The sequence below is a fragment of the Streptomyces sp. NBC_00461 genome (genome assembly GCF_036013935.1).
Lineage (GTDB): Bacteria > Actinomycetota > Actinomycetes > Streptomycetales > Streptomycetaceae > Streptomyces.
In genome coordinates this window covers 7210707-7223457 of record NZ_CP107902.1, presented here as the reverse complement: position 1 = coordinate 7223457, position 12751 = coordinate 7210707, and the positions used below count along the sequence as shown (strand labels likewise).

The 12751-nt window shown below is 69.5% G+C and carries 11 protein-coding genes; 4 read left to right on the top strand and 7 right to left on the bottom strand.

Features of this window, described 5'->3' with window-relative positions:
* Nucleotides 1-189: 189 nt before the first annotated feature.
* Complete coding sequence (locus OG870_RS33690; protein WP_266590405.1) at nucleotides 190-1884, bottom strand: DUF4192 domain-containing protein; 1695 nt, start codon at nucleotides 1882-1884, stop codon at nucleotides 190-192.
* Nucleotides 1885-2069: 185 nt separating this feature from the next.
* Between OG870_RS33690 and OG870_RS33685 the strand changes: the two genes are divergently transcribed.
* Both OG870_RS33685 and OG870_RS33680 read left to right on the top strand, forming a co-directional pair.
* Entirely contained in the window at nucleotides 2070-4232 is a 2163-nt protein-coding gene (locus OG870_RS33685) for a RecQ family ATP-dependent DNA helicase (RefSeq protein WP_266590403.1), read from the top strand.
* Between the two features lie 308 nt (nucleotides 4233-4540).
* Nucleotides 4541-5176 carry a hypothetical protein gene (locus OG870_RS33680; protein WP_266522486.1) on the top strand — a complete coding sequence of 212 codons (636 nt, stop codon included), beginning with the start codon at nucleotides 4541-4543 and terminating at the stop codon, nucleotides 5174-5176.
* Between the two features lie 376 nt (nucleotides 5177-5552).
* Here the strand turns inward: OG870_RS33680 and OG870_RS33675 are convergent, their stop codons facing one another.
* The 3 genes from OG870_RS33675 to OG870_RS33665 all read right to left on the bottom strand — a co-directional run bounded on the left by OG870_RS33675 (nucleotide 5553) and on the right by OG870_RS33665 (nucleotide 7694).
* Nucleotides 5553-6194 carry a hypothetical protein gene (locus OG870_RS33675; RefSeq protein WP_266522484.1) on the bottom strand — a complete coding sequence of 214 codons (642 nt, stop codon included), beginning with the start codon at nucleotides 6192-6194 and terminating at the stop codon, nucleotides 5553-5555.
* Between the two features lie 68 nt (nucleotides 6195-6262).
* Nucleotides 6263-6964 carry a ribonuclease HII gene (locus tag OG870_RS33670; protein ID WP_266590401.1) on the bottom strand — a complete coding sequence of 234 codons (702 nt, stop codon included), beginning with the start codon at nucleotides 6962-6964 and terminating at the stop codon, nucleotides 6263-6265.
* Nucleotides 6965-7070: 106 nt separating this feature from the next.
* Nucleotides 7071-7694, bottom strand: a complete 624-nt coding sequence (locus OG870_RS33665; protein ID WP_266522480.1) for a TetR/AcrR family transcriptional regulator — start codon at nucleotides 7692-7694, stop codon at nucleotides 7071-7073.
* 183 nt (nucleotides 7695-7877) lie between these two features.
* Here OG870_RS33665 and OG870_RS33660 point away from each other — a divergent pair, with 183 nt between their 5' ends.
* A complete protein-coding gene (locus OG870_RS33660; protein ID WP_266522478.1) occupies nucleotides 7878-9425 on the top strand; it encodes an MFS transporter in 1548 nt (515 codons plus the stop codon).
* Between the two features lie 315 nt (nucleotides 9426-9740).
* On the opposite strand, the gene OG870_RS33655 is transcribed toward OG870_RS33660, so the two are convergent.
* The 3 genes from OG870_RS33655 to OG870_RS33645 form a co-directional block, all read right to left on the bottom strand.
* Nucleotides 9741-10646 carry an ADP-ribosylglycohydrolase family protein gene (locus OG870_RS33655; RefSeq protein WP_266590399.1) on the bottom strand — a complete coding sequence of 302 codons (906 nt, stop codon included), beginning with the start codon at nucleotides 10644-10646 and terminating at the stop codon, nucleotides 9741-9743.
* A gap of 12 nt (nucleotides 10647-10658) precedes the next feature.
* Nucleotides 10659-11318, bottom strand: a complete 660-nt coding sequence (locus OG870_RS33650) for a histidine phosphatase family protein (protein WP_266522474.1) — start codon at nucleotides 11316-11318, stop codon at nucleotides 10659-10661.
* Nucleotides 11319-11451: 133 nt separating this feature from the next.
* On the bottom strand, nucleotides 11452-12057 hold the full coding sequence (locus tag OG870_RS33645) for a YdbC family protein (RefSeq protein WP_266522472.1): 606 nt from the start codon (nucleotides 12055-12057) through the stop codon (nucleotides 11452-11454).
* Between the two features lie 159 nt (nucleotides 12058-12216).
* Here OG870_RS33645 and OG870_RS33640 point away from each other — a divergent pair, with 159 nt between their 5' ends.
* Nucleotides 12217-12750: a TerD family protein gene (locus tag OG870_RS33640; protein ID WP_266522470.1), complete on the top strand. Its 534-nt coding sequence runs from the start codon at nucleotides 12217-12219 to the stop codon at nucleotides 12748-12750.
* Nucleotide 12751: the final 1 nt, after the last annotated feature.

The window sequence follows — 12751 nt, the reverse complement described above, 5'->3', positions numbered from 1 at the left end:
GCACGGCCATCCGGGCGTTCCGCCACTCAGGTGAACGGAGGGGGAGTCCTCCGGGTCACGCCCCTTCGGGCCGACCTGACCGAATGGCGGCGACCCGGATCGCCTCCGTCGACTTCTTGGTGCGGCAAGCGGATCGTTCGGCAACCGTCGTCGATCGGACCGACCCCGCCGGCGTTCTCCGGGCATCGCTCACGCCTCCCCCTCGACGCTGTCGCCTCCGGGCTGGAAGCTTCCGAGGCCGTCGTTGCGACAGCGTGCGGCGTCCTTCCCCGAGACACTGGGGCGCGAGCGGTCCGTGCGGGCGGAGCCCGGACGTGTGCCGCCTACTACCCGAGTGCGTGGGCGAGGAAGGCCCGCACCACTCCCCCGGCCCCCTGCCTTCGCCGAGCGTGGCTGGTTGCCGACCGTGCTGCCGGGGCGGGCACGGCGCCGTGCCCGGGAAGCCCCCTTCGGCACCGGCACCGGCTCAACGGCCCCGCCTGCCACCGGCCCTGCGATCTCCTCTTCGCCGTGCACCTGCTGGGCTGTCGTCCGCGCGCGGTCTTTCCGCTCCGCACGCAGGCAGCGACGGATCGACTCCGGGTCCAGGCCTTCGTTGCAGGCCTGGTGCAGCAGGCGGGCGAAGAGGTAGGAAGGGTCCGCGCCGAGGGCCATGGCGAGGGCTTCCCTGGCCTCCAGTTCGTCGCCCGTGGACCAAGCGACCCAACCCGCCAGGGTCAAGGGTGCCGCCGCGTGTTCGCCGTACGACCCGACGCATCGGCGTGCCAGGGCACGCCAGAGCCGGAGCGCGGCGGTGGCCGTCTCGCCCTCCATCCATTCGGCCGCGCGGTCTCGGGTCGCGCGGTCCTGCAGGCCGAGAATCAGGGTCGCGGCCTCGTCGTGTGCGAGCAGTTCGTCATCGCGGAGATCCGCTGTGAGCGCGCCGGACACGGGCGGGGCGTCTGCCAGCCGACGCATGACCAGCGCGGCCAGCTCCAGTGTCTCCTCGGCCACGCCCGCGCGACTGGCGTCGTCCAGAATCCTGGGGACCAGCGCCATGCTCGCTGCGTCCAGGGCGCCCTCCTGCTCCAGGGCCGCGGCGGTCTCCCAGGGCAGCAGCCTGACCCGCAGTTCGCGCAGCGTGCCGCGCACCTGGAGGCCGGCATAGGTGGCAGCGGCGGCCAGGACGGACGTGCCGGGCAGCCCCATGGGCAGGCCGGCGGGTGGGCAGCATGCCTCGTTCACGCAGCAGTACGACCAGAAGCGGCCCTCCGAGATGCACAGCGCCTCGATCACCGGCACGTCGAGCTGACCGCACTCGACGCGCAGTTTCTGGGCCAGTGGCCGCAACCGCTCCATGACCTGGCGTCCCGTCTCCCCCTTCGCCGGTTCCTGGCAGAGGTAGGCGACCATCTGCTCGGGCCGCGCTCCTCTGCGCTCACTGCCCGTCACGAGCCCGTGCGCCAACTGCTCGGCCACGGACGCCCAGTCGTCGGCGCTCGTGGGGATGCCGAGCCGGGCACGGCCGCCGAACCGGCCCCGGCTGTCCCTGTCATGCAGGGCGACCAGGACGATGCTGTCCTCGGGGCGGTAGCCGAGCAGATACGGCAGTGCGTCGGCCAGTTCGGCCGGCGTGCGCAGCGTGACCTGATGCTCTGCGCCGTGGCTGTCGTAGGCAGTGCAGTCGGCATGGTCCGGGCGGCGGCCCGGGCGCTCGGCGTACCCGTCCTGCCCGCCGCGCTTCCCTGGGTCGTAGCGGCCGCCATGATCGTCAGGTGAGGTCGGGCCGGCGGGCATCTCTCGTCGCCCGTGCGACTCGTGGTGTCCGTCGTTGGACTCGCGATCCTCACGTCCGCCGGCCTTGCCGTTATCGGGGGATCCAGTGGTTTCGCCGTGATTCGTCATGCGCAGACGATCTCGCGGATCGCGATATTCCGCTTTGCCCTGTGGATAACTCGGACCAGGGACACGTCAAGCCGATCACCTCAGTGAGGGTTGTCTGCCCGCGCACCATGGCGACTCGGCGTCTCACTCCCTCTTCTCCACAGGCCCGGTCCGGATTGTCAGCGCCGTCCTGTTTGATGGGACGCATGGAGCACACGAGCAACGCGGAACTCCGGGCGGCCGCCGACGCGGTCCTCGCCCGCCTCGTCGGAGACGCCACTGGCATGGCCCGGCTGCGTGAGGACCAGTGGCGGGCGATCGAAGCACTCGTTGCCGACAGACGCCGGGCGCTCGTCGTGCAGCGCACGGGGTGGGGCAAGTCCGCGGTCTACTTCGTGGCGACCTCGCTGCTGCGCGCCCGTGGCAGCGGCCCCACTGTGATCGTCTCCCCGCTGCTCGCGCTGATGCGCAACCAGGTCGAGGCCGCCGCTCGGGCCGGCATCCGCGCGCGGACCATCAATTCCTCCAACACCGAGCAGTGGGACACGGTCCAGGACGAGATCGCCGCGGGTGAGGTCGACGTCCTGCTGGTCAGTCCGGAGCGGCTCAACAATCCGGACTTCCGGGACCAGGTCCTGCCCAAGCTCGCCGCCGCCACCGGACTCCTGGTGGTGGACGAGGCGCATTGCATCTCCGACTGGGGACACGATTTCCGCCCGGACTACCGACGGTTGCGCACCATGCTCGGCGATCTGCCGCCGGGAGTGCCCGTGCTCGCGACCACCGCCACGGCCAACGCGCGCGTGACCGCCGACGTCGCGGAACAACTCGGTACCGGGGGCGCGTCGGACGCCCTGGTGCTGCGCGGCCCACTGGACCGGGAGAGCCTGAGCCTGAATGTGCTTCGGCTGCCGGACGCCGCGCACCGGATGGCCTGGCTCGCCGAGCACCTGGGCGAGCTACCGGGATCCGGCATCATCTACACGCTCACCGTGGCCGCCGCGGAGGAAGTCACCACTTTCCTGCGACACCGCGGGCACGATGTCGCCTCCTACACGGGCAAGACGGAGAACGCCGACCGGCAGCAGGCCGAGGAGGACCTCCTGGCCAACAAGGTTAAGGCCCTGGTCGCGACCTCAGCGCTGGGCATGGGCTTCGACAAACCGGACCTCGGGTTCGTGGTGCACCTCGGCTCACCGTCCTCCCCGATCGCGTATTACCAGCAGGTGGGCCGCGCCGGACGCGGCGTCGAGCACGCCGAGGTACTTCTCCTTCCGGGCAAGGAGGACCAGGCGATCTGGGAGTACTTCGCGTCGCTCGCCTTCCCACCGGAGGATCTGGTGCGCCGCACTCTCGATGTCATGGCACGCGCGGACAGGCCCTTGTCGCTGCCCGCCCTGGAGCCCTTGGTGGAGCTTCGCCGCTCACGTCTGGAGACGATGCTCAAGGTCCTCGACGTGGACGGGGCAGTCAGGCGGGTCAAGGGCGGTTGGATCGCGACCGGGCAACCGTGGACCTACGAGACCGAGCGATACGAGTGGGTCGCGCGGCAGCGCAAGGCCGAGCAGCAGGCGATGAGCGAGTACGCCTCGACGACGGTCTGCCGTATGGAATTCCTGCAGCGCCAGCTCGACGACGAGGGCGCCAAGCCCTGCGGCCGCTGCGACAACTGCGCAGGCGCGCGGTTCACCACGGACACCTCCGTGACCGCTGTGGACGCGGCACGCGTCGATCTCGACCGGGCGGGCGTCGAGGTGGAGCCGCGCCGCATGTGGCCGACCGGTCTTCCGGCGATCGGCGTCGACCTCAAAGGGCGTATCCCGGCCGGCGAACAGGCCGCCTCGGGGCGGGCGTTGGGCCGTCTGTCGGACATCGGCTGGGGCAACCGGCTGCGCCCCATGCTCGCGCCGCAGGCCCCGGACGGACCCGTGCCGGACGACGTGGCGAAGGCCGTCGTGGGCGTGCTCACCGACTGGGCCAAGGGCCCCGACGGCTGGGCCTCGGGAGCGGCGGACGTGCAACCGCGTCCAGTGGGAGTGGTCACCATCGCCTCCCGCACCCGACCGCAGCTGATCAACTCCCTGGGTGCGCGCATCGCGGAGGTCGGCAGGCTGCCGCTACTGGGCTCCGTGGAATACACGGGCGAGCCCCACGTGTCCCGCAGTAACAGCGCGCAGCGTCTGAAGGCACTGGATGGCACGCTCACCGTGCCGGCCGCCCTGGCTTCCGCGCTCGCCGAGGCCGCGGGCCCCGTCCTCCTCGTGGACGACTTCACCGAAACCGGATGGACACTCGCAGTGGCGGCCCGCATGCTCCGACGTGCCGGTGCGCAGGGGGTGTTGCCCCTGGTTCTGGCCGTTCAGGGCTGACCGCCGCGCAGCACCGCACATCTGTCGGCCACCGCTCTGGACCACTTCCATCCCAACGGTGTACGAACGTGAGGTGAACGGTCGCCTCACGCGTCGCGACGCGACACCCTGGGTAGGGATATAAACCACACACCATCAGATTCCGGTCAGTGGCCCCAATTGCTCGTTGCCGCATCCCAGTTCGACAGCGAGAATTGGAGTCCGCTCCCCGCACGGCTCGCCCGTGGTCCGGTAGGGCTCTGCTGCGGCGTGCGCTCCCCTGAACAAAACCCCGCCCGCAGTGTGGGCGCGTAGCCGAAGGGAGGACCGTGACCTTCGGATTCGCTCCGTCCTCGGCGGCATCCACGTCGACGTCTGCCGACCTGTCCGCCGCATCCGCCAACCCTCTCGCCCGCATGCTCGAACCCGCGGAGTGGGCCGCCGCCGGAATCCCTCTGCTGCGCAACCCCCGGGAAGTCGTCAGCGGCCTCCATTCCCGGCACCACCCCAGGCCCGCGACTGCGATCGTGGCCGTCCTCGGCCCGGACGAACGCCTTTGCGCGAGCGCCTCGTTCACCCGCCGCCCGGCTCCGGCCGACGGCTGGATGTTCCGCAACACGCTGCTCGCTCAGCTGCGCCGGGTGATCCCGCACGACCTGCGGCGCCGCACACCGGTGCGCACCGCCGTGCTGCTCTACTGCCGTGAGGGCGACGCGCGTTGGACCGAAGAGGACGGCGCCTGGATGTGGGGCCTGCGCGACGCGTGCACACTGCACGGGCTGCGCTGCGGGGCGTACATCACTCTGACCCGGGACGGCTGGCAGGTCCTCGGCGAGGGCCGCGGCGGCCGCCGCCCCAGCGCGGACTCGTCACCGGAGCCCTTCGGCATGTCGGAGGCACCGCCTCTGCTGCCACGGACGGGCGGTGCCGCTTCGGAGGTACTCCGGCGCGCGGCAGCCCGCTGAGGACACGGCCGGGCCCTGCCTCCCCGCCCGCAAGGCTTCCCCCCGTCCGCAACCCTTAACGGCACGGCAGTCGGGGGGAGTTGCAGAGGGTCAGGGGGCGTTGAAAGGGGAGTCGTGCCCGAGAGTCAGGGCCGACGGCATTCCGAGCAGCCCCCGGTCGGGTCAGGGCATCGCGCCTTCATGGTCACGGGCGAGGGACGACGGACTCACGCGCCGACTCTCCCTCGGCTCGTCGCACGGCCCCGGCCCGGGCGGACAAACGCATACACCCGGCACCCGGTGTGCTCTGCGCACGCCAAGAGACCCGCTGTGCCGATGCCGCCGGAGCGGCGCCCACGTCGCTCCGGTACGTCCGCGCGGACGTACCGGAAAAGACTCAGACGCCTGCGCCCAGCACCGAGTTGATCTGCTGCGGGTCTCCGCAGACGATCAGCAAGGCTCCGGCCCGCGTGAGGGCCAACGGCAGGACAGTGACAGCGGCCGCGTCGGAACCGCCGTTGACGGCGACCACGACCACGGGGCGCGAGGCTGCGCGACCGGCTGCAGACGCGTCCGCATAGAAGACGTCGTCGCCTGCGTCGTGCTGCGCCCAGTAGGAGGTTTCACCGAAGGACAGCTCGTGGGCGGCCCACGGGTGCTGTTCGCCGGTGGTGATCACCAGCACGTCGCCAGGGGCGCGCCCCGAGTCCAGAAGGAGGTCCACGGCTTCTTCGGCGGCGTCGAGCGCACCGTCCGCCGAAGCCGGGATCAGCTGGATCTGCGGGGTGGCCGAAGCCGTGACGGAGGCGGCAGGAGCAGCCGGGACCGAGGGTCCGGGCTTCACCGTGGCCACGTCACGCGACGTGCGTTGCACCGGCGGCGTGGGCCGGAGCGGACCAGGACGACCGGGACGCGGCGGAGCCGCGGGGCGGGGGCCGGGTACAGGACGGGGGGTCGGCGCGGTGCGGCCACTGGCCGGAGTGGCGCGGGGACCCTGGGCACTCTCGTGAATCTGAGGCTCCTCGGGAATGAGAGGCATGAGCTGATTTTTATCAAACACTGGTACGGCTCGCGTCGGCGGGTGGCACATGAGTGCGAGCGGAATCGTCAGAAATCGAAGCCCAGCTGACCCTCGATTTCCGGAACGCCTCCGTCCGCCCAACTGCGGACCTTCTTGAGATGCCGCCACTGGGGCAGCGCATCAAGATACGCCCACGACAACCGGTGGTACGGGGTGGGGCCCTGCTCCGCCAGTGCGGCCTTGTGCACGGGCGACGGATACCCGGCGTTGGCCGCAAAACCGAAGTCTGCATGGTCGACACCCAGTTCGGCCATCATTTTGTCGCGCTGAACCTTGGCGATCACCGAGGCCGCCGCGACCGCCACGCACGACTGATCACCCTTGATCACCGTACGGACCTGCCAGGGACTGCCGAGATAGTTGTGCTTCCCGTCGAGGATCACCGCGTCAGGACGGACCGGCAGAGCCTCGAGGGCGCGCATCGCCGCCAGACGCAGAGCGGCGGTCATGCCGAGATCGTCGATCTCCTCCGGGGAAGCGTGCCCCAGGGCGTACGAGGTCACCCACTTCCGCAGTTCCACGGCAAGCACGGTGCGCCGCTTGACGGTGAGCAGCTTGGAGTCGGTGAGACCTTCGGGGGGCCGGCGCAGTCCGGTGACCGCCGCGCAGACCGTGACGGGACCGGCCCACGCGCCGCGCCCCACCTCGTCGACGCCGACGATGATCTTCGCTCCGGTCGTGGCGCGAAGGGAGCGCTCGACGGTGTGAGTAGGTGCTTCGTACGGCATGGCGCCCTTAGCCTACGCCCCGCAGATCATCCGGCGACACCCCGGCTTCCCTCAGCGGCACCACGACCCGCGCTCGACCACCACTCAGCTACCGCTCAGCTACCGCTCAGCTACCGCTCGGCCGCAGCAACGGAAGCATCAACTGGTCGACCATTTCCTCGAGATCACGATCACCCCATTCGCTCCCGCGCATCTTGGAGCGGTACATCATGGTGGCCGGGATGGCATCGAGGACGTAGCTGTTCGCGGCATCGGGGCGGACCTCGTTCCGCTCTATGCCACGGGTGATGACTTCGCGGAGCAGTTTGACGGTGGGCTCCACGATCCCGTCGAAGATCACGGCATGGAAGCGCTCCGCCTGGATCGGATCGCATTCGTGAATCACCGAGCGAAACGCGAAACCGGGGCGGGAGAACATCGCGTCCCGGGCGTCCCGGCACAGCGCGAGCAGATCCTCACGGACGCTGCCGAGATCGGGTGCCTGATCAAGGCGTGGCAGTCCGGCCTGCAGCGCGTCCGCCACGAGATCCTCCTTGGACGGCCAGCGGCGGTAGACCGCGGCCTTGCCGGTTTGGGCACCGGCGGCGACGCCCTCCATGGTGAGGCCGCTCCAGCCGACCGTGCTGAGTTGTTCCAGGGCGGCATCGAGGATCGCGCGTTCGAGCACGGCGCCGCGCCGACGGAGGGAGGCCGCCTGAGCGGGGGCGGCCGTCCAGCGCGAGGTAACCATCTGAGTGTCTCCAGCGAGCAGGGGGGAGCGGGGAGTTCGGGAGCGAGGGTGCGCCACGCAGCATGGGGGATTCGCCACGCAACACCAATTTAAGTGAACGCTTGCGTTCACTATCGGGGACTCACTACCGTTGACGCGGCAGTGAACGCGAGCGTTCACTAACGCATTCGTGGGGGACCCATAGTGACAACCTCTCAGTTGATCAAGGACCAGAAGCCAGGTGCGGCTCGCAGGAACGGGCATCCCGGCATCGCGCTCGCAGTCATCGCGGCCTGCCAACTCATGGTGGTACTCGACGCGACGATTGTGAACATCGCGCTCCCGCACATTCAAGACGCACTGAAGTTCAGCACCACCGACCTCACCTGGGTGGTCAGCGCCTACACACTCACCTTCGGCGGCCTGCTGCTTCTGGGCGGCCGGGCCGGCGACATCCTCGGCCGCCGCCGGGTCTTCATGACGGGCATCCTGCTGTTCACGTTTGCCTCGCTGCTCGGCGGACTCGCCCAGGAACCCTGGCAGTTGCTGGCCGCACGCGTCCTGCAGGGCATGGGTGGCGCAATCGCGTCGCCCACCTCGCTGGCGCTCATCACCACGACGTTCCCCGAGGGTCCGGAGCGCAACCGGGCCTTCGGCGTCTTCGCCGCGGTCTCCGCGGGCGGTGGCGCGATCGGCCTGCTCGCGGGCGGCATGCTCACCGAGTGGCTCGACTGGCGCTGGGTGCTCTTCGTCAACGTGCCGATCGGCGTACTGATCGCCGTGCTGGCACCGATGTACATCAACGAGTCGGAGCGGCACACCGGCCGCTTCGACATCGCTGGCGCCGCGACTTCGACGGCCGGCATGGCAACCCTCGTCTACGGCTTCATCCGCGCTGCGGACGATGGCTGGCGGGACAGTCTGACCATCGGCTCCTTCGCCGCCGCAGTGGTCCTGCTGGGTTCCTTCGCGCTCATCGAGTCCCGGGCCAAGGAGCCCATCACCCCACTGCGGATGTTCGCCGACCGCAACCGCTCGGGCACGTACGTGATCATGCTCAGCCTGGCCGCGGCGATGTTCGGCATGTTCTTCTACATCGTGCTGTTCGTGCAGAACGTGCTGGGGTACAGCCCGATCCAGGCCGGTCTCGCCTTCCTGCCGGTGACGGTCGTGATCGCGCTCGGCGCGGGTCTGTCGCAGCGATTCCTGCCCGTGCTCGGGCCCAAGCCGTTCATGCTCACCGGCTCGGCTCTCGCGGTGATCGGACTGGCCTGGCAGACCCTCATCAGCTCCGACAGCTCCTACGTCGGCGGGGTGCTCGGCCCGATGCTGGTATTCGGCTTCGGCATGGGCCTGAACTTCGTGACGCTGACCGTCACGGCGGTCTCCGGTGTCGCCCAGCACGAGGCCGGTGCGGCTTCCGGACTGCTCAACGCGATGCAGCAGGTGGGCGGTTCGCTCGGCCTGTCCATCCTGACGACGGTTTTCGGCTCTGCCAGCAGGGACGAGGCCGAGAAGCAACTGCCGAAGTTCCTCGCGAACGGATCGGCGGAGCAGAAGGCGGAGTTCGCCAAGACACATCAGCTGCCCGGCGCGTGGGGGCACGAGGTGCTCGCCCAGGGCATCTCGATGGGCTTCGTGGCGGCCGCGGCCATGGCCGTACTGGCTCTCGGCACGGCCTGGTTCGTGATCCGGGTCCGCAAGAGCGACCTGGAGGCACTCGCCGGCACGGCGGGGGTGCCGGCCGGCTGACCCAGCCATGCCCGCATCAGGCGGCGGATGGCCGGACCGGGTCCAGGGGACCGACGGCGAGGACGCCGGTCCGGCCATCCGCGCCCTCCCTGCAGAGCGCAGCGACATGAGGGCCAAGAACGCCACCAGCACCACCACGAACCGCATGACCACCCCCAGGAACCCTCGCGTGTCCTCCACACATGCCGACCCGTGTGCCACACGCCTGATGCCTGAACAACGGACGGGCGATTACGCAGAGTTCCCGATACCCACAGAGAGTGCCCACCGAGCCTCTGCCACGCACGCTTCCCGCGCGGAAAGCTCAAGCAGGCGTCACCCCGCCGTTCGGACCCACTCCGGCAGCTCCTCGGTCAGGTCCGCCCACTCGGTCGGCGGCATCCCCGCCTTCCCCGCGGCGATCACGCCGCCCACAATGGCGCAGGTCGTGTCCACGTCACCGCCGACCTGCGCGGTTGTCCAGAACGCGTGCTCGTAGTCGCCGAGGGCCCGGGCGGCCGACCAGAGGGCGAAAGGCACGGTGTCATGGGCAGACGTACGCCGTCCGCAGCCCAGGACAGCCGCGACGGTGCCGGCGTCGCCGTAGTCGAGCATGTCCCGCGCGCGTCGCAGGCCCGCGCCGACCGCGCTCTTCGGGATGAGTGCGACGACGCCGTCGAGGAGTGCCTCGGGGCTCGGCGGGCCACCGGGAGCGGCGACCAGCGAGGCGGCCGCCGCAACCGCCATGGAGCCCACGACGGCCTCGCGGTGCTGGTGCGTCGGGTAGGCGGAGATCTCCGCCTGGTGGGTCGCCTGCTCCGGATCGTCCGCGTACCAGGCGCCCAGCGGGGCGATCCGCATCGCCGCCCCGTTGCCCCACGACCCCTGTCCCTTGAACAGCTCGGCGGCGAGTTCACGCCAGTCGCCGCCCTCCCGGACCAGCCGCAGCAGGCGATTGACGGCAGGGCCGTAACCCCGGTCGAAGTCGTGGTGCTCGGCGAAGGAGTGCGCCAGCTCGTCCTGGTCGATGCGGTGGTGGGCGGCGAGGACGGCGACCACGGAGCAGGCCATCTCCGTGTCGTCGGTCCACTGCCAGGGTCCGGGCGGCAGCTCTCGACTCTTGAGCAGGGGGTAGTTCGCCGGGACGAAGAACTGGGAGCCCAGCGCATCACCGACCGCGAGTCCACGCAGGCTGGCCAGGGCGCGGTCCAGGCGCCCGTCGGGAGAGGAATCGGGGGTCATGGCTCTGCCACTCTATCCGGTGATCCCGTACGGTTCCGGATCTCGCCAGCGTTCGAAAGGCCGGTCAAGCACGTACTTGCCGTCGTCCCCCAGAACGAGCATCCTCATCTCCGCGTTCCCGGGATTCGACAGTGACTCGAATTCCGCGACCGTCCAGTGGAACCAGCGCATGCAGAACAGCCGCATGGCCAGTCCATGGGTCACCAGCAGCACGTTGGACGGGTGATCGGGTGCCTCGAAGCTGCGGTACAGACTCTCCAGGAAACCGCCGACCCGGTCGTACACGTCGGCGCCGGACTCCCCCTGGGCGAAGCGGTAGAAGAAGTGACCGTAGGCGTCCCGGTAGGCCTTCTGGAGGCGTACGTCGTCGCCGTCCTGCCAGTTTCCCCAGTCCTGCTCGCGCAGCCGGGGTTCCTCGCGCACCCGTATGAGCTCGGGATCGAGATGGAAGGCGCGCAGGGTCTCGTGCGTGCGGCGGTACGGGGACACGTACACGCTGACGCGCTCGCGGCCGAAGACATCGCGCAGCCGTTTACCGGTCTCCTCTGCCTGCTGCCAGCCGCGCTCGGTCAGCGCCAGGGCATGGTCGGGCTCACGCTCGTAAACGGTGTCATCAACATTGCCCGTTGACTCTCCGTGCCGGACAAGGACGATGCGCCGTGGTCGTGCCATGCCAAAACCCTAGATCGGATGACGGCCGATGGAGCACTCGTACGGGCTCTATACGGCGCAGGTCACATATTTCCTGCACCACAGGTCACACCAGGGCGCACGATAAGCGGGTCCGGATTTCAAACCCAGCGCGTCAAACCGTCCAGGTCGGCTCCAGCTCGACGATGTCACCCGTGAGCGACGCGACGTCCGCCTCGGTCTGGGCCCGCAGGGCGAGCCGCTCCACGCGCTCCGCGCGGTACTTGCCGTGTTCGGCGGCCGATCGCCACATCGACAGCACCAGGAACTCGTGTCCCGGCGCCTCGCCGAACAGGCCTCTGATCATGCCCGGAGAGCCTGCCATGGCCGGGTTCCAGACCTTTTCCTGCATCAGCATGAAGTGCTCGGCACGGTCCTCGTGGACTCGGCAGAGGGCGACCCGCACCAGGTCGGCGTCCGTGAAACGCGGTTCGAAGCCGGTCTTCACGTCGAAGCGGTAGTCGAAGAGCTTGACCTGGGCATCCTTGAAGGTGCCCGACTGGGCCGCCGCCAGGCGGTCGTGGGAACGCGCCATGAAGGAGTCGTAGAACGCACGGCTCTCCCAGAAGGCGAAGATGTGCGCAACCCCGGTCCGTCCCCTGCTCCAGCCACCACCTTGTCCCCGAAACCCCGGCTCCCCCAGAAGCCCCGCCCATTTTCGCTGCCCCCGCTCGAAGCCGCGGCGGTCCACCACGGTGCAGCGAATCCACTTGACCAGCACCGCGCCATGGTAAGGCCACGGAGCGTGGCGTCGGTCACGCTCGGCCGGACAGCTCGGCGGCACACGTGCACGCGCGCGTGGCAGGATGGACAACCGGCCTTGTCCGTCCGGCAGTTAGGGACGGAGACAACACACGGGCAACGGGGAAGGGGAAGACTGGTGAACGGCCTCAACAAGGGGATCCGTAAGGCCGAAGTCGCGCTGAAGTGGGATCCGAGTCCGACGGGACAGCCGCCCACGGATCTGGACATCGTCGCCGCCACCTACCTGGCGGGCGATCCGTACGGCGAGCCCACCTACGTGGTGCACTTCGACAGCCGCTCCCCCGACGGCACCATCTACCTCAACCGAGACAGCAAGGACGGCAAGGGCTTCGGCTGGGACGAGGTCATGACGCTGGAGCTGGACCGGCTGGACGGCCGGTACGCGCGCGTGGTGATCGGTGTCGTCATCCAGCAGCGTTCGGTGCACCGCACCTTCGTCGGCGTGATCAACCCTGGCCTGCGGATCCGCGAGGGTTACACCGTCCTGGCCGAGGACGACTTCGGCGACGTCCTCGGAGCGACGGCGGCGACCATCGGGGAGTTCCTGCGTGACGGGTCCGGCGACTGGACCTTCCACCCCGGCATCCACGGTTACGACGACGACCCGGCGACGTTCACGAGAACCATGGGCCGAGCCCGCCGGCCCTGAC